This window comes from Sphingobium sp. RSMS, from assembly GCF_005406185.4.
GTDB classification, from domain to species: Bacteria; Pseudomonadota; Alphaproteobacteria; order Sphingomonadales; family Sphingomonadaceae; genus Sphingobium; species Sphingobium fuliginis.
On sequence record NZ_CM191257.1, the window covers coordinates 3,100,314 to 3,123,925 of the forward strand.

Annotated in this window: 28 protein-coding genes; 10 read left to right on the forward strand and 18 right to left on the reverse strand. The window is 65.8% G+C overall.

Translation table 11 applies throughout. The features are described from left to right. Positions 1 to 2: 2 nt before the first annotated feature. From EGM87_RS15085 to ftsE, 3 genes are read right to left on the reverse strand one after another with little or no spacing between them, the layout of a single operon-like run. Positions 3 to 533 (reverse strand): YdcF family protein, encoded by a 531-nt coding sequence (locus EGM87_RS15085; RefSeq protein ID WP_044661170.1) that lies wholly within the window; start codon positions 531 to 533, stop codon positions 3 to 5. After that, positions 530 to 1,444: a cell division protein FtsX gene (locus EGM87_RS15090; RefSeq protein ID WP_044661169.1), complete on the reverse strand. Its 915-nt coding sequence runs from the start codon at positions 1,442 to 1,444 to the stop codon at positions 530 to 532. Before EGM87_RS15090 ends, EGM87_RS15085 begins: the two co-directional genes overlap by 4 nt. Next, positions 1,444 to 2,154 (reverse strand): cell division ATP-binding protein FtsE, encoded by a 711-nt coding sequence (gene ftsE / locus EGM87_RS15095; RefSeq protein WP_044661168.1) that lies wholly within the window; start codon positions 2,152 to 2,154, stop codon positions 1,444 to 1,446. Before ftsE ends, EGM87_RS15090 begins: the two co-directional genes overlap by 1 nt. Positions 2,155 to 2,323: 169 nt before the next feature. Here ftsE and EGM87_RS15100 point away from each other — a divergent pair, with 169 nt between their 5' ends. After that, a complete protein-coding gene (locus tag EGM87_RS15100) occupies positions 2,324 to 3,160 on the forward strand; it encodes an MJ0042-type zinc finger domain-containing protein (RefSeq protein WP_171407201.1) in 837 nt (278 codons plus the stop codon). A gap of 107 nt (positions 3,161 to 3,267) precedes the next feature. Here the strand turns inward: EGM87_RS15100 and EGM87_RS15105 are convergent, their stop codons facing one another. The 3 genes from EGM87_RS15105 to EGM87_RS15115 are packed head-to-tail and all read right to left on the reverse strand — an operon-like array spanning position 3,268 to position 5,231. Next, complete coding sequence (locus EGM87_RS15105) at positions 3,268 to 4,191, reverse strand: pirin family protein (protein ID WP_137709667.1); 924 nt, start codon at positions 4,189 to 4,191, stop codon at positions 3,268 to 3,270. Continuing rightward, positions 4,188 to 4,895, reverse strand: a complete 708-nt coding sequence (locus EGM87_RS15110) for a glutathione S-transferase (RefSeq protein WP_137709666.1) — start codon at positions 4,893 to 4,895, stop codon at positions 4,188 to 4,190. The genes EGM87_RS15105 and EGM87_RS15110 overlap by 4 nt, the downstream gene beginning before the upstream one ends. 51 nt (positions 4,896 to 4,946) lie before the next feature. Then, complete coding sequence (locus tag EGM87_RS15115) at positions 4,947 to 5,231, reverse strand: BolA family protein (RefSeq protein ID WP_048577874.1); 285 nt, start codon at positions 5,229 to 5,231, stop codon at positions 4,947 to 4,949. 44 nt (positions 5,232 to 5,275) lie between these two features. Between EGM87_RS15115 and EGM87_RS15120 the strand changes: the two genes are divergently transcribed. The 7 genes from EGM87_RS15120 (at position 5,276) to EGM87_RS15150 (ending at position 11,978) form a co-directional block, all read left to right on the forward strand. Next, positions 5,276 to 5,893: a J domain-containing protein gene (locus EGM87_RS15120; RefSeq protein WP_061940861.1), complete on the forward strand. Its 618-nt coding sequence runs from the start codon at positions 5,276 to 5,278 to the stop codon at positions 5,891 to 5,893. 85 nt (positions 5,894 to 5,978) lie between these two features. Continuing rightward, on the forward strand, positions 5,979 to 7,265 hold the full coding sequence (locus tag EGM87_RS15125; protein WP_061940864.1) for an Hsp70 family protein: 1,287 nt from the start codon (positions 5,979 to 5,981) through the stop codon (positions 7,263 to 7,265). An 88-nt stretch (positions 7,266 to 7,353) separates the two neighbouring features. Next, positions 7,354 to 8,361: a cobaltochelatase subunit CobS gene (gene cobS, locus EGM87_RS15130; protein WP_044661162.1), complete on the forward strand. Its 1,008-nt coding sequence runs from the start codon at positions 7,354 to 7,356 to the stop codon at positions 8,359 to 8,361. A gap of 1 nt (position 8,362) precedes the next feature. After that, entirely contained in the window at positions 8,363 to 8,785 is a 423-nt protein-coding gene (locus tag EGM87_RS15135; RefSeq protein WP_044661161.1) for an OsmC family protein, read from the forward strand. Continuing rightward, the gene (locus EGM87_RS15140) at positions 8,782 to 9,567 is read left to right on the forward strand and encodes a tyrosine-protein phosphatase (RefSeq protein WP_044661160.1); all 786 of its coding nucleotides are present in this window, start codon (positions 8,782 to 8,784) and stop codon (positions 9,565 to 9,567) included. The genes EGM87_RS15135 and EGM87_RS15140 overlap by 4 nt, the downstream gene beginning before the upstream one ends. After that, a complete protein-coding gene (gene cobT, locus EGM87_RS15145; protein ID WP_137709665.1) occupies positions 9,567 to 11,393 on the forward strand; it encodes a cobaltochelatase subunit CobT in 1,827 nt (608 codons plus the stop codon). Before EGM87_RS15140 ends, cobT begins: the two co-directional genes overlap by 1 nt. A 114-nt stretch (positions 11,394 to 11,507) precedes the next feature. Further along, a complete protein-coding gene (locus EGM87_RS15150) occupies positions 11,508 to 11,978 on the forward strand; it encodes a GreA/GreB family elongation factor (protein ID WP_061940875.1) in 471 nt (156 codons plus the stop codon). A gap of 177 nt (positions 11,979 to 12,155) precedes the next feature. Here EGM87_RS15150 and EGM87_RS15155 read toward each other — a convergent pair whose 3' ends face one another. From EGM87_RS15155 to EGM87_RS15165, 3 genes are all read right to left on the reverse strand, one after another. Beyond that, positions 12,156 to 12,647 (reverse strand): Dps family protein, encoded by a 492-nt coding sequence (locus tag EGM87_RS15155; RefSeq protein ID WP_048577868.1) that lies wholly within the window; start codon positions 12,645 to 12,647, stop codon positions 12,156 to 12,158. Positions 12,648 to 12,766: 119 nt separating this feature from the next. Next, positions 12,767 to 13,333: a TMEM165/GDT1 family protein gene (locus EGM87_RS15160; RefSeq protein ID WP_137709664.1), complete on the reverse strand. Its 567-nt coding sequence runs from the start codon at positions 13,331 to 13,333 to the stop codon at positions 12,767 to 12,769. 16 nt (positions 13,334 to 13,349) lie between these two features. Next, positions 13,350 to 13,682, reverse strand: coding sequence for a hypothetical protein (locus tag EGM87_RS15165; protein WP_137709663.1), 333 nt, complete (start codon positions 13,680 to 13,682; stop codon positions 13,350 to 13,352). Positions 13,683 to 13,900: 218 nt separating this feature from the next. Between EGM87_RS15165 and rpmG the strand changes: the two genes are divergently transcribed. Continuing rightward, the gene (gene rpmG / locus EGM87_RS15170) at positions 13,901 to 14,068 is read left to right on the forward strand and encodes a 50S ribosomal protein L33 (RefSeq protein WP_007687342.1); all 168 of its coding nucleotides are present in this window, start codon (positions 13,901 to 13,903) and stop codon (positions 14,066 to 14,068) included. A gap of 308 nt (positions 14,069 to 14,376) precedes the next feature. On the opposite strand, the gene EGM87_RS15175 is transcribed toward rpmG, so the two are convergent. Together EGM87_RS15175 and EGM87_RS15180 are read right to left on the reverse strand one after the other, a co-directional pair. After that, positions 14,377 to 15,942: a peptide chain release factor 3 gene (locus tag EGM87_RS15175; protein WP_044661177.1), complete on the reverse strand. Its 1,566-nt coding sequence runs from the start codon at positions 15,940 to 15,942 to the stop codon at positions 14,377 to 14,379. A 66-nt stretch (positions 15,943 to 16,008) separates the two neighbouring features. After that, complete coding sequence (locus tag EGM87_RS15180) at positions 16,009 to 16,893, reverse strand: aldose 1-epimerase family protein (RefSeq protein ID WP_137709662.1); 885 nt, start codon at positions 16,891 to 16,893, stop codon at positions 16,009 to 16,011. Between the two features lie 160 nt (positions 16,894 to 17,053). On the opposite strand from EGM87_RS15180, the gene EGM87_RS15185 reads away from it, so the two are divergent. After that, entirely contained in the window at positions 17,054 to 17,578 is a 525-nt protein-coding gene (locus EGM87_RS15185) for a hypothetical protein (RefSeq protein WP_025548227.1), read from the forward strand. Here EGM87_RS15185 and EGM87_RS15190 read toward each other — a convergent pair. The 7 genes from EGM87_RS15190 to rpmI form a co-directional block, all read right to left on the reverse strand. Continuing rightward, a complete protein-coding gene (locus EGM87_RS15190; protein ID WP_137709661.1) occupies positions 17,526 to 18,236 on the reverse strand; it encodes a DUF4386 domain-containing protein in 711 nt (236 codons plus the stop codon). The two genes, EGM87_RS15185 and EGM87_RS15190, sit on opposite strands and share 53 nt — an antisense overlap. Then, positions 18,233 to 20,647, reverse strand: a complete 2,415-nt coding sequence (pheT, locus tag EGM87_RS15195; protein ID WP_137709660.1) for a phenylalanine--tRNA ligase subunit beta — start codon at positions 20,645 to 20,647, stop codon at positions 18,233 to 18,235. The genes EGM87_RS15190 and pheT overlap by 4 nt, the downstream gene beginning before the upstream one ends. Continuing rightward, positions 20,644 to 21,747 (reverse strand): phenylalanine--tRNA ligase subunit alpha, encoded by a 1,104-nt coding sequence (gene pheS, locus EGM87_RS15200; protein WP_137709659.1) that lies wholly within the window; start codon positions 21,745 to 21,747, stop codon positions 20,644 to 20,646. The genes pheT and pheS overlap by 4 nt, the downstream gene beginning before the upstream one ends. A 22-nt stretch (positions 21,748 to 21,769) precedes the next feature. After that, positions 21,770 to 22,117 carry a GIY-YIG nuclease family protein gene (locus tag EGM87_RS15205; RefSeq protein ID WP_007689499.1) on the reverse strand — a complete coding sequence of 116 codons (348 nt, stop codon included), beginning with the start codon at positions 22,115 to 22,117 and terminating at the stop codon, positions 21,770 to 21,772. 60 nt (positions 22,118 to 22,177) lie between these two features. Continuing rightward, positions 22,178 to 22,798, reverse strand: a complete 621-nt coding sequence (locus EGM87_RS15210) for a LysE family translocator (protein WP_137709658.1) — start codon at positions 22,796 to 22,798, stop codon at positions 22,178 to 22,180. A 198-nt stretch (positions 22,799 to 22,996) separates the two neighbouring features. Continuing rightward, a complete protein-coding gene (rplT, locus tag EGM87_RS15215; RefSeq protein WP_022682430.1) occupies positions 22,997 to 23,359 on the reverse strand; it encodes a 50S ribosomal protein L20 in 363 nt (120 codons plus the stop codon). Between the two features lie 14 nt (positions 23,360 to 23,373). Continuing rightward, positions 23,374 to 23,577: a 50S ribosomal protein L35 gene (gene rpmI, locus EGM87_RS15220; RefSeq protein ID WP_007689506.1), complete on the reverse strand. Its 204-nt coding sequence runs from the start codon at positions 23,575 to 23,577 to the stop codon at positions 23,374 to 23,376. Between the last annotated feature and the right edge of the window lie 35 nt (positions 23,578 to 23,612).

Here is a 23,612-nt window from a genome sequence, read left to right on the forward strand (position 1 = left end):
GTTCAGATACCAATAAGCGCCGCCGCCCGGCGCAGCAGATATTTATTATATTCACGCGCCAGCATGGTGAGGCTGGGGCGGCTGGGCACGGCGTCGTAGACCAGCGTGACCCGTTCGGGCAAGGCCTGCCGCAGTTCGAGCGCGGAACGCCGCATGTGCCAGTCGGTGGTGATGAGGCGCACCGTCTTGAAATCCCGCCGTTCCAGCCAGTGCGCTGTCTCTATGGCGTTGGACCGGGTGTCGATGGCTTCGCGGCCAAGCGTGATGCAACAGGAGAAGAGGCGTTCAGGCGCCTTATATTGCGCGGCCAGCTCCGCCGGACGGACCGAGCGGTCGACGCCGGAGATCAGCATCCGCTTGGCCGCGCCGTCCTGAAGCAGGGAAAGGCCGCGGTCGATACGCCCGGCCCCGCCGGTCAGCACGACGATCGCGTCGGTCTGGCGACCGTCCAGCGGCTGGGGCAGGAAGATCGCGAACCAGGCGAAGCCCAGCATCCACCCCAACAGGGTGACGGCGATGAAGCGGACGATCACAGCAGCCGCCCCAGCGACCGCAGCACCGTCCAGCGCGCCGCGATCCGCGCCAGCAGCACGCAGCCCATGGGTATCGCGGCCAGCGCGGCCCAGCTTGTCCACGGCAGCTGGACGCCGCTCAGCAGTTCCGATCCCGTCGCCAGCAGCCGCGCGCCCAGCAGCAGGATCACCAGCAATGCGCAGGCAAAGCCGAGCGCGCCCCCGAACAGCGCGTCGAGGCCGATGCGCCGCTGGAACAGCCGGGCGATCTGCACGTCGGTCGCGCCCATCAGGTGCAGCACGTCGATGGTGCCGCGATGGCTGTCATGCGCGGCGCGGGCGGCGAGGACGACCACCGCGCCGGTCGCCAGCGTCATCAGCACGACGATGCCCGCCGCCAGCCAGCCAAGCGCGGAAAGCAGATCCGCGAGCGGCGCGAGGAAGGCGGCATGGGGTTCGATGCGGGCCTTTGGCGAGAGGGCATGGAGCTGTCGGCGGAGCCGCTCGACCTTCGCGTCCGTCTGGCCCGGCGTGAGTTCGATGTCGATCAGCGCCGGTATCGGCAGGTCGCCGCTGGCCGCGTCCTGCCCAAGCCAGGGACGGATCTGCTCCGCCAGCGCGGCGGACGGGACCGGACGAACGGCGCGGACGGTCGCGTCCTTGCGCAGTGCGGCGGCCATGGCGGCGCTGAGGCGCTCGCGCTGTTCGGCATTGGCTTCCACGATCTGCACCGTCGCGCGCCCGGCAAGGTCGGCGCCCATCGCCTTCACCGCCGCGCCCAGGCCCAGACCGGCAGCGGCCGACAGGACCGTCAGGAACATCATGATGGCAATGATCCAGGGCATGGGCCCGGCCACCCGCCCCTCCGGCAGCAGCCGGTGGCGCGCGGCGGCGGCGGCGCGGCGATTGCCCATGGCGCCGGGGGACGCCATCAACCGGCCGCCTGCGGTCGGGGCGGGTAGCGCAGCGATCCGGTCGGATCGGACAGACGGCCCTTGTCCAGCTTCATCATCTGCGCGCTGCCCACCTGCGCGATCAGCGGCAGGTCGTGGGTGGCGACGACGATGGTGGTGCCCAGCCGGTTGAGCGCTTCGAACAGGGTCATGAGGCGGCGGGCCATGTCGGCGTCGACATTGCCGGTCGGCTCGTCCGCCACCAGTATTTCCGGGCGGCCGATGACGGCGCGGGCGATGGCGACGCGCTGCTGTTCCCCGCCCGACAGGGTGGCGGGGCGGGCCTGGCCGCGATCGCCCAGTCCCACCCAGTTCAGCATCTCGCTGACGGGCAGGTCGATCTCGCTCTCCTCCATGCCCGCGACCCGCAGCGGCAGGGCGATATTGTCATAGACCGAGAGATGCGGGACCAGCCGGAAATCCTGGAACACCACCCCGATGCGTCGGCGGAACCCCGGCAGGCGCTTGCGGGGCAGTGTCACGACATCCTCCCCGAACAGGCGGATGACGCCGCGGCTGGGCCGCTGGGCGAGGTAGAGGAGCTTCAGCAGCGATGTCTTGCCCGCGCCCGACGCGCCGGTCAGGAAATAGAAGCCGCCGCTCGCCAGGGAGAAGCTGACGTCGGACAGCGTCTCGCTATCCAGACCATAGCGCAGGCCGACATTTTCGAACTGTACGATGGCCGACATGCGTCTATTTCAGCGCCCGCGCGCTCCCTGCTTCCCCGATGGCCTAGCCATGGCACAGCGGACGGGCGGCCGTAAAGCCCATCCGGCCTGAGTCCGCGAGTCGCGCCCGGGTGGACGGGCATGTTTGAAGCCGCTTGCCCTCGAATCCAACTCATGCCTATGAAGCGTCATGATCCTGGTGTGTCCCAATTGCGCCACGCGCTATATCGTGCCGGACAGCGCCGTCGGCCCGAACGGCCGCCAGGTTCGCTGCGCCGCCTGCAAACATAGCTGGTTCCAGGAAGGCGCCGCGCTCGCCCCGCGAGAGGAAGCATTGGCGACGGCAGGCGTGCCCGAAGTCGCGGCGCCATCGCCTCCGCCTCCACCGCCCCCCCCGGCGCCGCCCCCCCCACCGCCTCCGGTTGAGGAGCCCGCCCCGCCAGCGGTCGAGCCCGTCGCAGCGCCCGTGGAGCCCGAGCACGTCGCGCAAGCCGCACCCCCGGAAACGGCAAGGCCGGACTATCGGTTCGACGATATTTACGGGCGCGCCGAAGCGGATGCGCGCGACGATTGGGCCGAACCCGCGCCGGTAGCGGCGAAGCCCCGGCGCAACCGGCTGAAGATATGGACCTATGCGGCGCTCGCCTTCTGCCTGGCGATCGGCGCGGCCGGCGGGGCGCTCTGGTATTTCGGAACGCCTGGCTGGGCGGTCAATCTGGGCCTGGTGCCCGAGGAAGGCGACCCGGACCTGCTCTTCTATCTTTCCAAGCCTGCCGAGCGGCGCAAGCTGCCGACCGGGGAGGAATATTTCGCTTTCGGAGCGCGGATCGTGAACAGCGGCAAGCAGGTGCTGCCGGTGCCCCCCGTGCTGGTGCAACTGCGCGACAGGCAGAACCGGCTGGTGTTCAGCTGGACCACCAAGGCGGACCGGACCAGCCTGAAACCGGGTGAGGAAGCGTCGATCAACGAAAGCCGGATCGACATTCCGAAAAATGCCGAGAATCTGTCGCTGACCTTCGTCCAGTGATCCGTTCGTCGTTCCTGCGCAGGCGGGAACCCATCTCCTGAACGTGCCGCCTGGGACGACTTATGGGAGATGGATTCCCGCCTTCGCGGGATGACGATCTCAAAAAATCACGGATAGCTCACCGTCTTCGGCCGCCCCTGGGGGATCGGGATGAATTCCCGGTCGTCGCCGGGGATCAGGGGAAAGCGCATGGCTTCCCAATCCTCGCGGGCCTGCATCAGGCGGTCGGTGGAGGATGACACGAAATTCCACCAGACATGGCGAGGCGTCCGGAACGCCTCTCCCCCGCAAAGTATGACGCGGCCGCCGTCCACGCTCATCAACGTCGCCCTGATGCCGGGCCGCAGGACGTAGAGCGTCTGCGGCTGGAGCATCACCCCGTCCAGCGCCGCGTCGCCGCCGGAGACATATATCGCCCGCTCCTCCGCATCCGCGTCGATGGGGACCGATCCGCCGGGGGCAAGCTGGATGTCGGCATAGATGGTGTTCGCATAGGTGGTGACCGGTGAGGTTGCGCCCCACAGGCTGCCCATGATCACGCGCGCCCGCGCCCCAGCGCCATCGATGACGGGCAGGCCGCCTTCACCGACATGTTCGAAGGCCGGGTCCATCTCCTCATAACGGTCGGGAAGCGCGAGCCAAGTCTGGATGGCGGACAGTTTCGACAGCTTTGCCCGGTCCTCGTCCGGCGACCGCTCGCTGTGGACGATGCCCTTGCCAGCGGTCATCAGGTTGACCGCGCCCGGCTCGATCAACTGCTCCGTGCCCAGGGAATCGCGGTGGAGGAAGCTGCCTTCATACATATAGGTGACGGTGGCGAGGTTGATGTGCGGGTGGGGGCGCACGTCCACCCCCTGCCCCGGTTCGATCCGGGCGGGACCGGCCTGGTCGAAGAAGATGAAGGGGCCGACCATGGTGCGATCCTTCACCGGCAGGGAACGATGGACGCGGAAATCGCCCAGGTCATGGGTGGTGGGCGTGATCGTCTGGATGATCGGATCGTTCTGGATGATGGGTTCGGGCGGGGTCATGCTGCGTCCAGTTCGGGATAGTGGCGGAAGACATCTTCGTCGGTGAACGGCAGGCGCCGTTCGCTTGCCAGATAGTCCTGCAATTCGGGCAGCGCCGCAACCCGGTCATGCAGATCGGCAAGGCGCGGGAAGGACGGCATCAGCGTCGCCATGCGCAGCGGAAAGGCATAGCGCAATCCCGCGATCAGGTGAAAGAGCGAGAGATCGGCATAGCTCCAGCTTCGGCCTGCCAGCCAGTCCCCCGTCTCCGCGCTCAGGGCATGTTCGAAATAGGTCAGGAATTTGGGGATGCGGCCGGCGCGAAACCCCTGGGCGGCGCGCAGGGCCTCGGCCTTCTGATTCTCATAATAGAGATGGGCGCCGACCGGATGGTGGACGTCATGCGCCTCGGCCACCATATCCATGATGGTGAGCTGCACCTGGGCGAGCCAATAGCGCGGCTTGAGGCCGGTGGGGCCGCATTCATGGCGTTCGGCCAGATAGAACAGGATGTTGGCGGTCTGCGCCACGGTGCGGCTGTCCGTCACCAGATAGGGCGGGGCGAAGGCGGGACCGGCGTCGTGACGCTCCATGTCCGCCATCAGCGCTTCGTCGCCGTCGGTGCGGGCGCGGTCGCGATAGGCGATGCCGCACGCCTCCATCGTCAGCCGCACGAACTCGCCGCGCCCGGCTATGGTGGACCAGTACCAGAAATCATAGGCCATGATGCGCGCTTCCTTCGACGGCGGCACAACGTTCGAACAGGCGCTATGGTGTCATTCGCCCGGTGCGCGAGCCTTTATCGCCAAGGCGTGGACCTTTTCGCGCAGCAGGTCGGCCAGCGCGGCATTGACCATCCGCTGGCGAGCGACGCGGTTCTGGCCCATGAAGCGGCCGGAAACGATCTCCACGGTGAAGTGGCTCTCCCCCGATCCGTCATGCCCGGCATGGCCGCGATGCTTCTCGCTGTCATCGATCACGGCGAGCCGTTCGGGGCTGAGGGCGGCCTGCAGCCGGGCTTCGATTTCGGTGGCGACAGGGCCTTTTAGAATCTCGGTCATCGCCCCTATATAGGCCCTTTATTCCCCGTTGCATCAGGACAATCTTGGCTAGCGATCCCTTCTCGACCCGGCGTTTCAACCGTTTCCACGGCCGCGTGGAAAGCGACCGCCCCTGCGCGGTGCCCGGCTGCGAGGAACCGGGGGAATTTCGCGCGCCGCCCCTGGAAGGAGGCCGGCCGAACCAGGAAGGCCCACGCTGGCGCTGGCTGTGCCTCGACCATGTGCGGGAATTCAACCAGGGCTATAATTTCTTCACCGGCATGAGCCCGGAGGAGATCGCCGCCGCCCAGCGCCCCTATGCGGGGTGGGAGCGGGAGACGCGGGCCTTTTCGTCCAACGCCGCCAGCCCGCCGCCCAGATGGTCGGACTTTCAGGACCCGCTGGACGCCATCGGCGCCAAGTTCAGGGAGCGGGTGGCGAAGGCGCGGGCCGACAACCAGACGCGGCAGGACGGAAAATTCCTGTCGCGGGACGACCGGCGGGCGCTGGAGGTGATGGGGTTGCCGATCGACGCCGACCGAAGAGCGCTGCGGCAGCGCTACACCGAATTGCTGCGGCGCTTTCATCCCGATCATAATGGCGGCGACCGGAGCCATGAGGCTTTGTTGCAGGGAGTGATCGAGGCCTATCAATTGTTGAGGAAGGCTGAGGCCTTCGCTTGAACATCGTCGTTCCCGCAGAGGCGGGAATGACTTGTGATCGGTTCATTGCGCTGTCATAGGCGCCGACCCTTCCCCGGAGATTCCTATGACAACCCGCGCCCTGGGCCTCGATTTCGGCACGACCAACAGCGTGGCCGCGCTCGCTGGCGGGGGCGGGTCGGAACTGGTGGAATTTGCCGGCAAGGAAGCAACCGGCGCGGTGTTCCGCTCCGCGCTCTGCTTCTGGCATGACAGCGGCGTGAAGGGCGGCATGGCGCATGAGGCGGGACCATGGGCCATAGCGGAATATCTGGAATTTCCGGAGGACAGCCGCTTCCTGCAAAGCTTCAAGTCGGTGGCGGCCAGCCCGGTCTTCGAAAGCGCGAATGTGTTCGAGAAGCGCTTCCGCTTCGAGGAACTGGGGCAAATGTTCCTCTCCCGCATGGTCGGCCATGCGGGCGGCGCGCTGGACCGGCGGCCGGAGCGGATCGTGGTCGGGCGGCCGGTGGAATATGCCGGATCGCGGCCCGATGAGGCGCTCGCCCGGCGGCGCTATGACGCCATGTTCGCAGGGTTCGGGGACGAGATTCACTATGTCTACGAACCGCTGGGCGCCGCGTTCAGCTATGCCAGCCGCCTGACCGAAGCGGCGACGATATTGGTGGCGGACTTTGGCGGGGGCACCAGCGACTTTTCCATCGTCCGGGTCGAGGCGCCGGGCGCGGCGCGGCGTTGCGTGCCGCTCGGCTCGGCGGGCATCGGCCTGGCCGGGGACCGCTTCGACTATCGGATCGTCGATCATCTGGTGCTGCCGATGCTGGGCAAGGGCGGCAGCTATCACAGCTTCGGCAAGGAACTGGAGATTCCGCGCAGCTATTTTGCCGATTTTGCCGACTGGTCGCGGCTGGCGCTGATGCGCAACCGGCGGACCATGGACGAGCTGGCGCGCTTGCAGAAGGCCGCCCATGATCCCGACGCCATCGGGCGGATGATCACGGTGATCGAGAAGGAACTGGGCTATCCGCTCTACGACGCGGTGGGGTCTTTGAAACGGCGGCTGTCGGAGGCGGAGAGCGCGACCTTCCGCTTCGAAGGCGGCGGGCTCACCATCGAAAAGCAGGTGACGCGCGCCGATTTCGAGGGGTGGATCGCGCCCGACATCGCCCGGATCGAAGCCACGGTGGACAAGGCGCTCGACAAGGCGGGCGTGGCGCCCGATGCCATCGACCGGGTGTTCCTGACCGGCGGCACGTCCCTGATCCCGGCGATCCGGCGCATTTTCGACCGGCGCTTCGGGAAAGACCATATTGCAACCGGCGGAGAATTGACGTCCATCGCCCATGGGCTGGCGCTGGTCGGGCAGGAGGCCAATTTGGCCGAATGGGCCGCTTGATCCCGGCGTGTTAAGGCCCCACTCTATCGACATGCCTGTCCCTGATGGTTAGGGCAGTGCCGACCAGATCGTTCAAAGAGATTAGAAGATGACCGACATCCCGAACGTCCAGCCCGATACCCGCGCCGAAACGCTGTTGGCCTCGCCCGACCGCGAAGTCGACGCGCGCGAAGTGTTCGGCATCGATGTCGACATGAAGATCCCGGCCTTTTCGGAAGCCGACGAGCGGGTGCCTGACCTTGACCCCGCCTATGTGTTCGATCCGGACACCACGCTCGCGATCCTGGCTGGTTTCGCCTATAACCGCCGCGTGATGGTGCAGGGCTATCACGGCACCGGCAAGTCGAGCCATATCGAACAGGTCGCCGCGCGCCTGCGCTGGCCGTGCATCCGCATCAACCTGGACGCGCATATCAGCCGCATCGACCTGGTCGGGCGCGACGCCATCGTCCTGAAGGACGGGCAGCAGGTGACGGAATTCCGCGAAGGCCTGCTCCCCTGGGCGTTGCAGCGACCCGTGGCTTTGGTGTTCGACGAATATGATGCCGGCCGCCCGGACGTGATGTTCGTGATCCAGCGCGTGCTGGAAACCGACGGCAAGATGACGCTGCTCGACCAGAACCGGGTGATCCGGCCCAATCCCTGGTTCCGCCTGTTCGCGACCGCCAACACCGTGGGTCTGGGCGACACCACCGGCCTTTATCACGGCACGCAGCAGATCAACCAGGGCCAGATGGATCGCTGGAACCTGGTGGTGGCGCTCAACTATCTGCCCGCCGCGACCGAGGCGCAGGTGGTGCTGGCCAAGTCTGGCGAATATGACCATGAGGGCGGCCGCAAGGAAGTCGAGAATATGATCAAGGTGGCGGAACTGACGCGTCAGGGCTTCGTCAACGGCGACATATCGACCGTCATGAGCCCGCGCACCGTGATAAGCTGGGCGCAGAATGCGCTGATCTTCAAGAATATCGGCTTCGCCTTCCGCCTGAGCTTCCTCAACAAATGCGATGAGGCGGAGCGGCCGCTGGTGGCCGAATATTATCAGCGCGTCTTCGGCAAGGACCTGCCCGAAAGCGTCGCGCACCGGGCGGCGTGACGTGATCGTCGTCGAACGGATCGATCCGGAGGGCGGGACCGCCCATCGGATCAGCATTCGCGGGCATGAGCTGATCGCGGACATGTCGGCCCCGGACGGCCATGATGCCGGGCCGGACCCGCATGACCTTTACGATTCGGCCTTGGGCGCGTGCAAGGCGATGACGATGCTCTGGTATGCGCAGCGCAACGGCATTCCGGTGGAGGGCATCCATGTCGGCGTGGTGCGCGACGCGAGCCAGGAACGGCAGGGCATCTACAGGCTGACCACGCGCATCGCGCTGTCCGGCCCGCTCACCGAGGAGCAGCATGACAGACTGATCGCCGTCGCCGCGAAATGCCCGGTGCACAAGCTGATGAGCGAGGTCGAAACGCAGATCGAAACCATCGCCGTGCCCATGGTCGGGGAGGGCGAGCGGCCGTGAGCGAGCCTGTCGCCCTGACGCCGGAAAAAGCCCGCCTGCCGCTGGAGAGCGCGTTCAACCTGCGCGACTTCGGTGGTTATGCAACGGCGGACGGGCGCTGCGTGAAGCGCGGCATGCTCTATCGGTCGGGGACGATGGCGCTGCTGACGGACGCGGATGCGGACCATCTCCGCTCGCTCGGCATCAAGGCGATCTGCGATTTCCGCCGCGGCAACGAACGGACCGCCGAACCCACGCTCTGGCATGGGAGCGAGGTCGATTATTTCTGCCGCGACTATGCGGAAAGCAGCGGGCTCCTCGGAGAGATGCTGAAGCGCGACGGCGCGACGGCGGACGATATGCGGCAGACGATGATCGCCCTTTATCGCGTCATCCCGGTCGACCATGCCGAATCCTACCGCGCCATGTTCGCGCGGATCGCGGATGGGCGCGTGCCGTTGCTGATCAACTGCTCGGCGGGCAAGGACCGGACCGGCGTGGGCGCGGCGCTGGTTCTGGCGGCGCTGGGCGTGCCGCGCCCGACAATCGTTCAGGATTATCTGGCGACCAACGCCCATGCCGATTGGGACTGGCTGCTGGCGCAGCGCAACACGCTGGTGGCGCGGATGCGGCTGACCAGAACCGACATGCTCGAACCGCTGCTGAAGGCGGAATCCGTCTATCTGGATACATTGTTCGCGACGCTGGATGAAAGCCATGGCGGCGTGGACGGCTATCTGAACGATGTGCTGGGCGTCGACGCCGCGGCACGGGATTCGATGCGCGGAATGTTGCTCGACTGATGGCCGACCGTTCGCCCCTCGACGCCTTCAAGGACGTGCTGTCCGGCGCGGCGCGATCGATCGCGCGCGACGCGGAAGTGGAGGTGAGCTTCACCACCGATACGCCGCATATGGCGGGCAAGGCGATCAAGGTGCCGACGCCCGGACGCAATCTGCCCGCCGATCAGGTGGCGCTGGCGCGTGGCTTCGCGGACGCCAATGCGCTGCGGCTGCGGCACCATAATGCCCGGATTCACAATGCCGCCGCGCCCGCCGACGCGACGGCGCGGGCCGTCTATGACGCGGTCGAGCAGGCGCGGGTCGAGGCGATCGGTTCGCGGGCGATGGAGGGGGTAAGGGCGAACCTCAACCATGCGCTCGACCTGAAATTGAAGTCCGATCCGATCCGCCGGGCGCGTTCCGCCGATGAGGTGCCCCTGTCGACCGCGCTGGCGCTCAAGGTGCGCGAACGGCTGACCGGGCAGGCCGCGCCCAAGGATGTGCGGGCGGGCCTCGCCATGGTCGACCAGTGGATCGAGGACAAGGCGGGTGCCGATCTCGACGCGCTGGCCATGGCCATCGACGACCAGCGCGCTTTCCAGAAGCTGACCTCGGCCATGCTGGAGCATCTCCAGTTGATCGACGCCGACGTGCCGCCCGAAACCGACGAGTCCGAACCGCAGGAAGAGGGCGAGGACGAAGAGCAGCAACAGGAAGACGGCGACAGCGGCGAGGATCAGGCGGGCGACAGCGACGCCTTTGCCGAGGCGCGCGCCGAGGACCAGGGCGGCGACACCGAGGACGGCGAAACCGAATATAGCGACGAGTTCGACGCCGACAGCGAAGAAGGCGCGGAGGATATGGGCGAGGAGGGCATGATGCCCGTCCGCCCCAACCGGCCGATGGGCGACCTGCCGCCGGGCTTCGACTATAAGCCCTATACGCAGCTTCACGATGAGGTCGTGACCGCCGAGGATCTGTGCGACGAGGATGAATTGCTGCGCCTGCGCGGCTTCCTCGACCAGCAGCTCGTCAGCTTGCAGGGCGCGGTGACGAAGCTTGCCAACCGGCTCCAGCGGCGATTGATGGCGCAGCAGTCGCGGTCCTGGGACTTCGATCAGGAAGAGGGGCTGCTCGACGCGGCGCGCTTGGCGCGGATCGTGATCGATCCGACGCGCTCGCTCTCCTACAAGATCGAGCGTGACACCGAGTTCCGCGATACGGTCGTGACGCTGTTGATCGACAATAGCGGGTCGATGCGCGGGCGGCCGATCTCCATCGCCGCGATCAGCGCCGACATCATGGCCCGCACGCTGGAGCGTTGCGGCGTGAAGACCGAGATATTGGGCTTCACCACCCGCGCCTGGAAGGGCGGGCAGAGCCGCGAGGATTGGCTCGCCGCCGGGCGTCCGCCGATGCCGGGGCGTCTCAACGATCTGCGCCACATCATCTACAAGAAGGCCGATGAACCCTGGCGCCGGGCGCGCAAGAATCTGGGCCTGATGATGCGCGAGGGGCTGCTCAAGGAGAATATCGACGGCGAGGCGTTGCTCTGGGCGCATAACCGGCTGATCGCCCGCAATGAGGAACGCCGCATATTGATGGTGATCTCCGACGGCGCGCCGGTCGACGATTCCACCCTGTCGGTGAACAGCGGCACCTATCTGGAGCGCCATTTGCGGCAGGTGATCGAGTGGATCGAGAACCGCTCGCCCGTGCAGCTCGTCGCCATCGGCATCGGCCATGACGTCACGCGCTATTATCGCCGCGCGGTGACCATCATGGATGCCGAACAGCTCGGCGGGACCATGGTGGAGCAGCTCGCCGGACTGTTCGACGAAGATTAGAAGCCCTGCTCGTTCGGGCTTCCGCGATGTCGAAGCCCGGACCTTCCCTTGAAAAGAAGATCGGCAGTTTCGACCTCGTGTCAGCGCGAACAAGCGTTTTGACAGGAGAGTGCAATGAGTGTCGCCTTTCGTCGCGAGAGTGACGAGGAGCATCTGGAACCCACTTTCGAGATTCCGTTGCCGCCCGGACCCAATTGGGTGACGGCGCGCGGCCTGCGGCTGACGCGGGAGAAGGTGGAAGCGCTGGAGGCGGTCGATACCGAAGCCATGGCTGAGGAGGACGCCAAGAAGCTGAAGCGCGAGTTGCGCTATTGGCGGACGCGCCTGGCGACGGCTGAATTGCGGCCGGTGCCGGATGCGGAGGCTGTGGCCTTCGGCAGCCGCATCACCTATCGGTTGAACGGCGCGGAGAAGCGGATCGCCATCGTCGGGGATGACGAGGCCGACCCGGCGGAAGGGCGTATCGCCTTTTCCGCGCCGCTCGCCCGGGCGATGATGGATGCGGAAGAAGGCGAAAGCGTCGATTTCGGCGGCAAGCCGGGCGCGATCATGATCCTCGCGATCGAAGCGATATTGGAGGAGTAGACCTCGCAATATGCCGGATTGTGTTCCTGCAAAGGCAGGAACCCAGTTCGGAGGGCAGGACTGGGCTCCTGCCTTCGCAGGAGCACGCTGCAAAAAGATCGGTATCGTTCAAACGGATAAATGCTGATCAAAAAAAGAAGCCCTCCAGTTTCGGCTGGAGGGCTTTCATCTATTCAATCAAGCGTTGCGGCCTGCTTCGAACAGGAACCAGGCGCGTTCCTCGGCCTCGTCGGTCCAGTCGTCGATAATGCCCTCGGTCGCATTGTCGCCCGCTTCGGTCGCGGCCGCCTTGGCGGCGCGCAGCGCCTCGACCAGCTTCAGATTGTCCTCGCGCAGTTCATTCAGCATGTCGCCGGGGCTTACATAATCGGCGTCATTGTCGACCAGCGACTGGTGACGCGAAATGTCTCCGATGGAACGCAGCGTCGTGTTGCCGGTCTTGCGCACCCGCTCCGCGATCAGGTCGGTGGTCGCCAGGATCTGCGTCGCCTGCTCGTCGAACATCAGATGATAGTCGCGGAAATGCGGGCCGGAGACGTGCCAGTGGAAATTCTTGGTCTTGAAATACAGCGCATAGCTGTCGGCGAGCACGCCGTTCAGCGCCTCTGCGACCGACTTGGTGGCGTTGCTGCGCAGGTCCGTCGGGGTCTTGAGATCGGGGGCTGTCATGCTTGGCTCCTGCTGGGGGACTTGGTTTCGGACATATAATGGTCTGTCCCCGATAAGGTGCCATGACAAGACAGGAATTTTGCCGGGATAATGCCGGTCAGTGTGATGCAGCCAATCGATCAGGCGAGATGCAGGGCCGACACCGCCGCCGCCATGCCCGCCAGCAGCACCAGCACTCCCCCGCCCAGCCGGATCGCGCGAAGCGGCAGCGCCTTGAATGACGGACCGCGCATCAGAATGGCGGGCACGGTCGCGGCGATGATGCCGATCGCCCCGCCCGTCGCGGCCAGGAAAGGATCGGCAGTCCGCACGGCGATTCCCAGGATCAGGAACTGCGCGCCGTCCCCGAAGTCGAGGATGAAGAGGCCGAGCGCGGTGGTCGGAAAGGGCCCCAGCCGCCAGCTTGCCAGGGGATCAGGCCGTTTCGTCGGCCAGAACATGCCGACCGCCAGGAAGATCAGCGCCAGCGCCAGGAAAAGGAGCCGCCCGTCCGTACCCAGCATCGGCGCGATGAAGGCGCCTGCCGCCGCGCCGATGGCCGCATTGGCGAGCGCCGCCGCCACGATCCCCGCTATCACCGCTCCGTCGCGGTGGAACCGTTCGGCCAGCGCAAGCGCCAGCAACTGCCCCTTGTCGCCCGTCTCCGCCAACAGGCAGCCGAGCAATGCGATCAGCAATGCATCCATTCAGCCGGCCAGGCAGTCAGACGATCAGGTGCGCGCCGGGCCGTGCCGCCGGCTTGGCGGCGACGGGCATGGCTATGACGTCCGCCTCCGGCATTTTGGCCGCGATCGCGTCGCGCATCAGGTCGAGATAGGACATGATGACCGGCCCGGCGCCTTGCAGCGACAGCGCCGATTGCAATGTGCCGGCCAGGTTTTCCACGCTGTCGAGGTGAAAGGCGCGGGCAATATGGCGAATGCGGTCGATCTCGTCGCGCAACCGCACCACCGATACATGGCCCCTTTCCCCCGCAAGCCCGTCGACCCGCCTCAGCAGATCGGCAAGAATGGCCAGCATCGGATCATGTCGCATGGAGAAGACTCCCCCGTCCTGTAACTCCGGCTCCCTGATAGAGCGAAGCGGGTTAAGGCCGCGTAAAGTGTAGCATAACCCCCGCGCCTGGGCCACGAGCCTTGACATGGGGCCGAATCTGCCTCATGGGGCACCGCTGAAACGGGGCGGTCCCTTCCTCGCAAGAGAATTGGGGCCGCTCTTCTTTTTCACGATATTCACGACCAGGGACTAAGGCCATGGCCAAGCCAGCAACCGTCAAGATTCGCCTCGTCAGCTCGGCTGACACCGGCTTCTTCTACGTCACCAAGAAGAATCCGCGCACCAAGACCGAGAAGCTGAGCTTCCGGAAGTACGATCCCGTCGTGCGCAAGCATGTCGAGTTCAAGGAAGCCAAGATCAAGTGATCTGACGGCGGCTGCGGCCGCCCGACGATTGCAGCTTCGCGGCATCATGCCCGAACGAAGAGGCCCGTCCCCCATGGGGAACGGGCCTTTCCTTGTTGGCTGGAAATGCGGGTTGGGGGCGGATTTCGGGTGGATTGCGGACATTCCCCCTCCCGCAGGCGGGAGGGGGCTAGGGGGTGGGCTGGCGCGACATCAGCGTGAATTTTCAACGGCTAAGTCAGAAGCTCGCTACGCTCGCGCCCACCCCTAACCCCTCCCGGTTACGGGAGGGGAAGGTCTTGAATTGGCCAAATTCGGCCGTACCCCGTTCAACGCTCCTTGGTCGCGCTGAACTTGACCTTGGGGTGCCGCTCCTGCTGATAGCCGATGTCCCAGGCGCTCTTCGCCATGAAGACCAGGTTGCCGTCGCGATCCTTGGCCATATTGGCGCCGTTGAACGACACCAGGTCCCTGATCGCGGCGTCGTCCCCCGAAATCCATCGCGCCGTGTCGAAGGGCGAAGCCTCCAGCCCGGCCGCGACCTTATATTCCGCCTCCAGCCGGGAGATCAGCACGTCGAGCTGCAACTGCCCGACCACGCCGACGATCCAGTTCGATCCGATTTCCGGATAGAAGACCTGGATCACGCCTTCTTCGGACAGGTCATCCAGCGCCTTGCGGAGCTGCTTCGTCTTGGTCGGGTCCTTCAGCGCCACGCGCCGCAGGATTTCAGGCGCGAAGTTCGGCAGGCCGGTGAAGCGGACCCCGGCCTTCTCGCTCAGCGTATCGCCGACGCGCAGCGTCCCATGGTTGGGAATGCCGATGATGTCGCCCGGAAAGGCCTCGTCCGCAATCTCGCGGTCCTGCGCGAAGAAGAGGATCGGGGAATGCACGGCGATCGGCTTGCCGCTGCCGCTTGGCGTCAGCTTCATGCCCCGCCGGAACTTGCCCGAACAGAGCCGCATGAAGGCGATTCGGTCGCGATGCTGCGGGTCCATATTGGCCTGGACCTTGAAGATGAAGCCGGTGACTTCGCTATTCTCCGGCTCGACGGGCGCGGGCTCGGCGGGCTGGGCACGCGGCGGCGGCGCATGGGCGGCCAGCGCGTCGATCAGTTCGGTCACGCCGAACAGCTTGAGCGCCGACCCGAAATAGACCGGCGTCAGGTCGCCATGGCGATAGGCGGCAAGGTCGAAATCGGCATAGCCGCCCACCGCCAGTTCCGCCTCCTCCCGCAGCCGCGCCAGCCCCTGTCCGGACAGATGCCCGGCCAGAGCATCATCGTCGATGCCGGAGAAGGAGGCTTCCTTCCCCTCAAATTCCTTGCTCGCGCCCGAAGGCTGGCGCAGGCGGTTCCGGGCGAAGTCGTAAATCCCCTCGAACTCGCCGCCCATGCCGACCGGCCAGCTCATCGGACACACGTCCAGCGCCAGCGCGTCCGCCACTTCATCCAGCAGGGCGAAGGCGTCGCGCCCTTCACGATCCACCTTGTTGACGAAGGTGATGATGGGGACGTTGCGCAGCCGGCACACCTCGAACAGCTTGCGCGTCTGCGGCTCGATGCCCTTGGCGGCGTCGATCACCATCACGGCCGAGTCCACCGCCGTCAGCGTGCGATAGGTGTCCTCGGAAAAATCCTCGTGCCCCGGCGTGTCGAGCAGGTTGAACGTCACCCCGTCGCGTTCGAAGGTCATGACGGAGCTGGTCACGGAAATGCCGCGCTGCTGCTCGATCTTCATCCAGTCGGACCGCGCGCGCCGGTTCGCCCCGCGCGCCTTGACCTCCCCCGCCAGATGGATCGCGCCGCCTTCCAGCAGCAGCTTCTCGGTCAGCGTGGTCTTGCCCGCGTCAGGGTGCGAGATGATGGCGAAGGTACGGCGGGAAGGAATGCTCATGGGCGGCCCATATAGCGATTCTTTGCCGCCGCGCCAGTAAGGCCGTTTTTGGAAGGCAACTCGAATTCAGCCGCCCACCACCGTCACGTCCATCCGGAAGGCCCGTTCCTTCCCCGGCGCCAGCCGCATGATCCCCTGCTTCTCCCAAACATCTCCGGTAAAACCCACCGGATCGGCCATCCCCGCCCAGGGTTCCACGCAAAGATAATGCGCCCCCGGCTTTTGCCACAGCCCCAGCCAGGGCGTATCGGGAAAATCGATCCTCAGCCCCTTGCCGCCCGGCACGCCCCAGAACAGGCTGCGGCTCTCCAGCCGGTCCCAGACCAGCGCGTCGCCCTCAAACATCGCATGGGTGGGCACCAGCACCTGGCCATCCACGGGTGAAGCAATGCTTTCCCGCGCGATCAGGCCCGGCTCGTCCCCCACCTTGCGGATCGGCGCGGGTTCCGCCTTCTCGAACAGCACCCGGTGATCCTCCGCCGCCCCGCCATAGGGCAGCGGCCATGCAAAGGCAGGATGATAGCCGAAGGAGAAGGGCAGGTCGCCCTCGCCGATATTGGCCACCGTCGCCTTCATCCGCAGCGCCGCTCCCTCGACCGCGAAGCGCATGTCCAGCCGGAAGTCGAAGGGATAGACCGCCCGCGTCTCCGCATCCGCCTCCAGCCGGAAGGTCACGGCCTCGCCGCTCCGCTCCACCAGCGCGAAAGCCCTGCGCCGCGCAAAGCCATGCTGCGGCATCGCGTAATCCTGCCCCTCGAAGCGATAGGCATCCCCGCGCGATCGCCCGACGAAGGGGAAGAGCAACGGCGCGTGTCCCGTCCACCAGCGCGGGTCCGCATCGGTCATCAACTCGCGCCCCTGCCGGTCCTTCAGCGACCAGAGCTCCGCCCCCAGCGGGTTGACGACGGCGCTCAGATCGCCTGAACCGATGGTGATGAATTCGTCCGCCATATGCTGCAATCTCCTTGCCGTCCGGCATAGAGCGATTTCCCGGCGACCGGAACCGACCGCCGGTCAGGAAATCGCGGAAAAGAAAGAGTCCGGAGCGGCCAGGCCGGCGCGGAACCACGCCCAGTCTCAAGGGGTTGAAGAAGCAGCAGGGAGAAATCGGATGAAATGGATCGGCGTGGCTGCGCTGCTGCTCTGTTCGACGGGCGCTCTGGCGCAGGAACAGGAGAAGAAGGACGACACGTTGAAGAAGGCGGGCACCATCGCGACCCAGCCCGCGCGGGATGTCGGCATCGACAAGGACAAGATTCCCGATGTGCTCCAGCAGGCGGTCGAAGACCCCTATAAGCGCCCGCCCTTGCGGAGCTGCAAGGCGCTCAAGACCTCGCTCGACGAACTCAACGCGGTGCTTGGCCCCGACTTCACCGTGGGGCAGAAGGCGAATGAGAACCGCACCGGCAAGATAGCCGAAGCCGTCGGCAAGACGATCGTCAATTCGATCATCCCCTTTCGCGGCCTCGTGCGGGAGATCAGCGGCGCCGCCCCTGCCGAGCGTCGTCTGGAAGCCGCCGTCACCGCCGGCATAGCCCGGCGCGGCTATTTGCGCGGCCTGGCCGACGCCAAGGGTTGCAAGATCATGAGTCCGCCGCCGACGGCGCAGGAAAAGGCCGACGAGCCGAAAAAATAAGCCATAGCGCGAAGACAGCCTCCGCCAGCACCGCCGCGATGTCCGCCTGAATCACCGTCGCGTCGGCCAGATCCGGCGCGATCAGCGCCATCAGGCGCGCCACCGCCTGTACCGAGCCGCCGAACATCAGCGCCGCGCCCAATGCGCGGGGAAACCGCCGCGAGCGGAAAGCCAGCAGACCGATCAGCAGCAGATACAGCCCCAGGAAGATGCGTGCGACGTGCTGAACCTGATCCCGCAGCAGCAGCGCCAGTTCCACGAGCGAATAGGTCTGCGCCATGCCGATGCCCGGATGCGGCGCCCAGTCCAGCAGGATGAGCGGCGCGATGGAGAGAAGGCTGCCTGCCCCCAGCGTCGCAATGCCGATGACGGAAAGCAAAGCCGCCATCCGCGCAACATGCCTCCCGCCCGGCGCGAACAGCGCATAAAGCAGTACGGTCGCCCCCAGCATGGCGCAGGCCATCGCCAGATCGGTCGCCTCCGCCGCGCGATAGGCCCAGGGAAAGTCCTTTATGTTCCGCGCCGTTTCCGGCCCGGAACCGGGCACGACCAGAGCGGCGCGGATCATGGCCTCACCCACGCCGCGCGCCGCCATGCCGCCGAGAAGGAAGAGACCGGCAAGCCGCGCTTTCCCCTCGATCCCGGCGAACAGCCTCATCCCCGCAGAGTGCCGCCCAGCTTTTCCGCCGCCTTCACCACGGCCGCGCTGATCGCGTCCAGCTCTTCCTGGGAAAAGCTCTTGTCGCCGGGTTGCAGCGTGATCTCGACGGCAAGGCTCTTCTTGCCCTCATCCACGCCGGGGCCGACGAAGACGTCGAACAGCCGCGCGTCAACGATCGCTTTCTTGTCCGCGTTCCTGACCGCACGGACCAGTGCGTCGGCTTCGACAGTCTGATCGACGAGGAACGCGAAATCGCGTTTCACCGCCTGCAAGGCTGGCGGCGCATAGGGCGGGCGCATGAAGCCGCTGGCCCGTCGGGCGGGGATCGCGTCGAGGAAGATCTCGCCCGCGACCACCGCGCCGGTCAGCCCGAACTGCCTGGCGAGGCTGGGATGCAGCACGCCGAACTCCGCCAGAACCGTTTTCGGCCCCAGCCGCAACGTGCCCGACTGGCCCGGATGATAGGCGCCCGAGGCCTCGCCGAAGCTCTGGAGATTGGCGACGGGCGCGCCCGCGGCGGTGAGCAGCGCGATCGCCTCGCCCTTGGCGTCGAAGGCGGAGAAGGGCTGCGCCTTCCCGGTCTGCCAGCCCCGCGCCACCTTCTCGCCCGCCAGCACGAAGCCGACGGTCGGCCGCTCCTTGTCCGCCAGATAGCGGCGGCCCAGCTCGAACAACCGCACCGAAGCCGCGCCGCGGTCCACATTCCGCCGCGTGGCCGAAAGCAGACCGGGCAGCAGGGAAGGACGCATGACCTTCAGATCCTCCGAAATCGGGTTGGCGAGGGTCCATGCCCCGCCGCCGACCGCGGCGGCCTCCCTCTCCGAAATGAAGGACCAGTTGACCGCTTCGGCCAGCCCACGCGCCGCCGCCGTCCGGCGCACGCGCCGTTCGATGGCCTGTTCCGGCGTGGCGGTCGGCTTGGCGACGCCGGGGGCGCGGGGCAGGGGGGTGGAGGGCACCTGATCCAGCCCGACGATGCGCACCACCTCCTCGACGATGTCGGGCCAGCCGTCGACATCACGCCGCCAGCTCGGCACCGTCACGGTCCATGTGGCAGGGGTCGTGACCGGCACGCCGTCCTGATATTCGAAGGTGGCGTCATTGCCTTCCACCTCGAATCCCAGGCTTTCAAGAATGCGTTTCTGCTCCGAATCCGCGACGTCGACGCCGGCAAGCGCCAGGCATTGCGCCGGATCGTAGGTCACGGTCTTCACGGCCAGCGGCGGACTGCCGGCGCGCGTCGCCTCGCTGGCGCTGCCGCCGCACAGATGCGTCACCAGATAGGTCGCTATCGACAGGCCGTCGTCCAGGAAGGCCGGGTCCACCCCACGCTCGAACCGTCCGCGCGCGTCGCTGGTCAGCCCCAGCTTCTGCCCCGTCACCGCGATCCGTTCCGGCGTGAAATAGGCGCATTCGATCAGGACGTCGGTCGTGGCTTCCGTGGCGCCCGAATGCTCGCCGCCCATGATGCCGCCAATGTCGTGCACCGCTTCGTCGTCGGCGATCACGGTCATGCTCTCATCGACCGTGTAGGTCTTGCCGTTCAGCGCCAGCACCTGCTCGCCCGGCCTGCCGCGCCGCGCCACCAGCCCGCCCTTCAGCGTCGCCATGTCATAGACGTGCAGCGGCCGGCCCAGATCGATCATGATGTAATTGGTGATGTCGACCAGCGTGCTGATCGGCTTCTGCCCGATGGCCTTCAACTGCTTCGCCATCCATTCGGGCGAGCTGCCGTTCTTCACGCCGCGCACCGTCCGGGCGAAGAAGGCGGGGCAGCCCTCCGCATCCTCGATCCGTACGTCCGGTCCGGGGCCCGCCGCCTCGATCGTCGGCACGATCAGCGCGTTCAGCGTGCCCAGCCCCGCCGCCGCCAGGTCGCGCGCGATGCCGCGCACGCCCATGCAGTCCTGCCGGTTGGGCGTGATCGACACGTCGATGACTGGATCGTCCAGCCCCGCCCATTCCGCATAGACCCGTCCCACCGGCGCATCGGCGCTGAGTTCGATGATCCCGTCATGATCCTCGCCCAGTTCCAGCTCCCGGAACGAGCACATCATGCCGTTGGATTCGACGCCGCGAATGGCGGTCTTTTTCAGCACCATGCCGTTGACCGGCACCACCGCGCCCTCGGTCCCGAACACGCCGATCAGGCCGGCGCGTGCATTGGGAGCGCCGCAGACCACCTGCAACGGGCCGTCGCCCGCATCCACGGTCAGCACCTGCAGCTTGTCCGCCTGCGGATGACGCTCCGCCGTCAGCACCTTCGCAATGCGGAAGGCGCCCAGCTTCTCCGCCGGATTCTCCACGCCCTCGACCTCAAGACCGATGTTCGTCAGCCCCTTGAGGATCGTCGGCAGGTCCGCATCGCTATTAAGATGCGTCTTGAGCCAGCTCAGCGTGAACTTCATGCGCCCACTCCCCCGCTCAAAGTGGGCACATCCAGCGCCGAAAAGCCATAATGTTTCAGCCAGCGCAGATCGCCGTCGAAGAAAGCGCGCAAGTCGTTCATCCCATATTTCAACATGGCGAGCCGGTCGACGCCCGTCCCGAAGGCAAAGCCCTGCCATTCATCCGGATCGAGCCCGCAGGCCTCGATCACCCGCCGGTTGACCATGCCGCTGCCTAGCACCTCCAGCCAGCCGCCACCCGGCGCGTCGCCGTCGCCCCCGATCACCCGCTGGCCGTTCACCAGCGTATAGCCGACATCGACCTCCACCGAAGGTTCGGTGAAGGGGAAATAGCTGGGCCGCAGGCGCAGGACGATGTCGTCGCGCTCGAAAAAGGCCTTCAGGAAAGTCTCCAGCGTCCATTTGAGATGACCGAGCGTGATGCCCTTGTCGATCACCAGCCCCTCGATCTGATGGAACATCGGCGTATGCGTCGCGTCGCTGTCCGACCGATAGACGCGGCCCGGCGCGATGATGCGGATCGGCGGTTCGCCGTTCATCATGGTGCGAATCTGCACGGGGGAGGTGTGTGTGCGCAGCAGCATCTTCTTCCCGTCCCCATCCCCATCGGTGGTGTCGGGGAAGTAGAAAGTGTCGTGCATCGCCCGCGCCGGATGCGTCTCCGGAATGTTGAGCGCGGTGAAATTATGCCAGTCGTCCTCGATCTCCGGCCCCGTCGCCACGGAGAAGCCCAGATCGGCGAAAATCTCCGCCAGTTCGTCCATCACCTGACTGACCGGATGCACGGACCCCTGTGGACCGGAGTCGGCGGGCAGGGTCATGTCGATCTTCTCGGCCGCGAGCTTCGCATCGAGCGCCGCCTGCTCCAGCGCCGCCTTCCTTTCCGCCAGCGCCGCCGTCACGCTCTCCCGCAAATCCTGGATCGGGGGGCCTTTCTCCAGCCGCTCCTCCGGGCTCATCGGGCCCAGCGTCTTGAGCAACCCCGTCACCACGCCATTCTTGCCCAAGGCGCCGACCCGCAGCGCCTCCAGCGCGTCGAGCGTGTCGGCGGCGGCAATATCCGCGATCAGGCCGGCTTTCAGATTGGCAATCTCAGTCATCGAACGTCGTTCCACTTTCCCGTCATTCCCGCGAAAGCGGGAACCCATCTCCTGCCCTCTCGCGGAGGGGTTCAAAGCCGAAAGCCAGGGCCAGATCATCCCATTCGGGATTTCCAGCCTCGATCAGCTCGATCTTCCATTGCCTGTTCCATTTCTTGATCCGCTTTTCCCGCAATATCGCGCCATCGATCGCGTCATGCATTTCGAACCAGACAAGGCGCTTGACGCCGTAGTCGCTCGTGAAGCCTTCAATCAAGCCGTTTCGATGTTCGTATAGACGCTTTACAAGGTCGGAGGTAACGCCGGTGTACAGCGTCCCATTTCGGCGGCTCGCCAATATGTAGACCGTTGGGCTGATTTCGCGTTTCATGCATTCCTCGGGAGATGGGTTCCCGCTTTCGCGGGAATGACGAGGTGGAAAAGCGGGGACTTACGCCCGCGCCGCCAGCAACGCCCCGCCGAAGCCGATGAACATCAGCCCCGTTCCCCGGTTGAACAACCGCTGCCGGTTCGCGGGCGCCAGCCAGCGGGCGAGCTTCATGCCACCCAGCGCATAGACGCACTGCCAGCCGAACTCGATGGCGACGAAGCTCGCCACCAATATGCCCAGCTGCACCGCAAAGGGCCGATCGGTATCGATGAACTGCGGAAACAGCGCGGCCGCGAAGATGATGAGCTTGGGATTGCTGAGGCCGGTGAGCAACCCGGTGCCATAGAGCGCCCGCAGCGACCGTGCCCGCGTGGCGCCCACCTCGCCTGCTTCACCCACCGGCGCGCGCCAGGCCTTGACGCCCAGCCAGATCAGATAGGCGACACCTGCATAGCGCAACCCGTCGAACAGGCGCGGAGAGGCTTTCAGCAACGCCCCCAGCCCGAGCGCGGAGGCGATCAGGCACAGCAGGATCGCGCTCATCAGCCCGGCCATGGTGGCAAGCGCCCGACGCGGGCCATGATGAATGCTCTGCGTCATCACATGCAGCATGTTCGGTCCCGGCGTGGCCGAGATCAGGAAAACCGCCGTGACATAAAGCCACCAGACATGCAGCGACATGAGGGATATTCCTTCAATACCGTTCGGGCTGAGCGAAGCCGAAGCAGCGCTTGAGCCTGGCGAAACCGTTCGCCTGCGGCTCAGCAGAACCTTCGACTTCGCCCAGGGTGAGCGGAGATGGGGGGCACGCCAATCAAAAAGGGCGCCGAAGGCATCTGCCCCGGCGCCCCTTTGGACGATCTTGCGACCGTTCTAAGCTCAGGCCGCGGGCAGCGCAGCCTTCGCCTGGGCGATGATGGCGCTAAACGCCTCGCCTTCGTGCATCGCAATGTCGGCCAGGACCTTGCGGTCCAGATCCACGCCGGCCAGCTTCAGGCCGTGCATGAACTGCGAATAGGTCAGGCCCTCGGCGCGGACACCGGCGTTGATGCGCTGGATCCACAGGCCGCGGAAGGTCCGCTTCTTGACCTTGCGGTCGCGATAGGCGTACTGGCCGGCCTTTTCGACGGCCTGACGGGCGATGCGGATCGTGTTCTTGCGACGGCCATAATAGCCCTTCGCCTGATCCAATATCCTCTTATGCTTCGCCTTGGTGGTCGTACCACGCTTGACACGTGCCATTGGTCAGCCCTCCCTTACTTCAGGCCATAGGGCGCCCAGAGGCGCACATGAGCCACGTCGGCGTCGGACATGACCGAGGTGCCGCGATTCTGGCGGATATATTTCGCATTGTGGCTGATCAGGCGGTGACGCTTGCCAGCGACGCCGTGCTTGACCTTGCCGGAAGCGGTGAACTTGAAGCGCTTCTTCACACCGCTCTTGGTCTTGAGCTTGGGCATTTTCGTCTCCTTTTCAAAGCGCGACGATTACGGAC

Excerpts from the sequence above, each read along its gene's own strand:
- EGM87_RS15100 (WP_171407201.1), top strand. The coding sequence starts at position 2,324 with ATGATCCTGGTGTGTCCCAATTGCGCCACGCGCTATATCGTGCCGGAC.
- EGM87_RS15185 (WP_025548227.1), top strand. The coding sequence starts at position 17,054 with ATGAAATGGATCGGCGTGGCTGCGCTGCTGCTCTGTTCGACGGGCGCT.
- EGM87_RS15115 (WP_048577874.1), bottom strand. The coding sequence starts at position 5,231 with ATGACCGAGATTCTAAAAGGCCCTGTCGCCACCGAAATCGAAGCCCGG.
- EGM87_RS15160 (WP_137709664.1), bottom strand. The coding sequence starts at position 13,333 with ATGGATGCATTGCTGATCGCATTGCTCGGCTGCCTGTTGGCGGAGACG.
- rpmG (WP_007687342.1), top strand. The coding sequence starts at position 13,901 with ATGGCCAAGCCAGCAACCGTCAAGATTCGCCTCGTCAGCTCGGCTGAC.
- EGM87_RS15150 (WP_061940875.1), top strand. The coding sequence starts at position 11,508 with ATGAGTGTCGCCTTTCGTCGCGAGAGTGACGAGGAGCATCTGGAACCC.
- EGM87_RS15175 (WP_044661177.1), bottom strand. The coding sequence starts at position 15,942 with ATGAGCATTCCTTCCCGCCGTACCTTCGCCATCATCTCGCACCCTGAC.
- pheS (WP_137709659.1), bottom strand. The coding sequence starts at position 21,747 with ATGACTGAGATTGCCAATCTGAAAGCCGGCCTGATCGCGGATATTGCC.
- rplT (WP_022682430.1), bottom strand. The coding sequence starts at position 23,359 with ATGGCACGTGTCAAGCGTGGTACGACCACCAAGGCGAAGCATAAGAGG.
- pheT (WP_137709660.1), bottom strand. The coding sequence starts at position 20,647 with ATGAAGTTCACGCTGAGCTGGCTCAAGACGCATCTTAATAGCGATGCG.
- EGM87_RS15180 (WP_137709662.1), bottom strand. The coding sequence starts at position 16,893 with ATGGCGGACGAATTCATCACCATCGGTTCAGGCGATCTGAGCGCCGTC.
- EGM87_RS15125 (WP_061940864.1), top strand. The coding sequence starts at position 5,979 with ATGACAACCCGCGCCCTGGGCCTCGATTTCGGCACGACCAACAGCGTG.
- cobT (WP_137709665.1), top strand. The coding sequence starts at position 9,567 with ATGGCCGACCGTTCGCCCCTCGACGCCTTCAAGGACGTGCTGTCCGGC.
- EGM87_RS15110 (WP_137709666.1), bottom strand. The coding sequence starts at position 4,895 with ATGGCCTATGATTTCTGGTACTGGTCCACCATAGCCGGGCGCGGCGAG.
- EGM87_RS15090 (WP_044661169.1), bottom strand. The coding sequence starts at position 1,444 with ATGGCGTCCCCCGGCGCCATGGGCAATCGCCGCGCCGCCGCCGCCGCG.
- EGM87_RS15205 (WP_007689499.1), bottom strand. The coding sequence starts at position 22,117 with ATGAAACGCGAAATCAGCCCAACGGTCTACATATTGGCGAGCCGCCGA.
- EGM87_RS15105 (WP_137709667.1), bottom strand. The coding sequence starts at position 4,191 with ATGACCCCGCCCGAACCCATCATCCAGAACGATCCGATCATCCAGACG.
- cobS (WP_044661162.1), top strand. The coding sequence starts at position 7,354 with ATGACCGACATCCCGAACGTCCAGCCCGATACCCGCGCCGAAACGCTG.
- EGM87_RS15190 (WP_137709661.1), bottom strand. The coding sequence starts at position 18,236 with ATGAGGCTGTTCGCCGGGATCGAGGGGAAAGCGCGGCTTGCCGGTCTC.
- EGM87_RS15210 (WP_137709658.1), bottom strand. The coding sequence starts at position 22,798 with ATGTCGCTGCATGTCTGGTGGCTTTATGTCACGGCGGTTTTCCTGATC.
- EGM87_RS15165 (WP_137709663.1), bottom strand. The coding sequence starts at position 13,682 with ATGCGACATGATCCGATGCTGGCCATTCTTGCCGATCTGCTGAGGCGG.
- EGM87_RS15155 (WP_048577868.1), bottom strand. The coding sequence starts at position 12,647 with ATGACAGCCCCCGATCTCAAGACCCCGACGGACCTGCGCAGCAACGCC.
- rpmI (WP_007689506.1), bottom strand. The coding sequence starts at position 23,577 with ATGCCCAAGCTCAAGACCAAGAGCGGTGTGAAGAAGCGCTTCAAGTTC.
- ftsE (WP_044661168.1), bottom strand. The coding sequence starts at position 2,154 with ATGTCGGCCATCGTACAGTTCGAAAATGTCGGCCTGCGCTATGGTCTG.